This window comes from Enterobacter sp. RCC_40 (genome assembly GCF_041360735.1).
Taxonomy (GTDB): domain Bacteria; phylum Pseudomonadota; class Gammaproteobacteria; order Enterobacterales; family Enterobacteriaceae; genus Enterobacter; species Enterobacter ludwigii.
In genome coordinates this window covers 1-608 of sequence record NZ_JBFUPR010000016.1, presented here as the reverse complement: position 1 = coordinate 608, position 608 = coordinate 1, and the positions used below count along the sequence as shown (strand labels likewise).

The 608-nt window shown below is 53.9% G+C and carries 1 protein-coding gene; it reads left to right on the top strand.

All coding sequences use genetic code 11. The features are described 5' to 3' along the window. Window positions 1-608: type VI secretion system Vgr family protein (locus AB6731_RS22905; RefSeq protein ID WP_371006839.1), on the top strand; the 608-nt coding region annotated here is incomplete at both ends.

The following is a 608-nucleotide window of genomic DNA, read 5'->3' as shown; positions in this document are numbered from 1 at the left end:
TACGGCGGTGACAAATACGGCTTCCACTTCCCGCTGATACAGGGCACTGAAGTTGCCATTGCATTCCACGAAGGCGATCCGGACCGTCCTTATATAGCGCACGCAATGCATGACTCCCGCCACGTTGACCACGTCACTGAAGCCAACAGTACGCGCAACGTTATCCGCACAGCTGGCCTGAACAAGCTGCGGATGGAGGACAAGCGCGGCGAAGAGCACGTCAAGCTCAGTACAGAATACGGAGGTAAGACCCAACTTAATTTAGGGCACAACGTTAACGCTTCCCGCGAACTTCGTGGCGAAGGCGCTGAGTTACGTACTGACCGACACGTTTCCATTCGCGGAGGGGCCGGGGTATTTATCACTGCAGATAAACAGCCGTTTGCCGGGGACAAGATGCTTTCCATGCAAGAGGCGATTGCCCAGCTGGAAAATGCTCTGACGATAGCAAAAAGTTTGTCATCTGCAGCTGAAGGGGCTGATGCCCTGCCAGCAGATACTGCAAGTCAGCAGACGCTTAACGCAGCTCTCAAAGAGCTTGCTAAACCAGGGATCATATTGAATGCGCCTGAAGGGGTGAGTATCACCAGTCCTCAGGCTGTACGTGT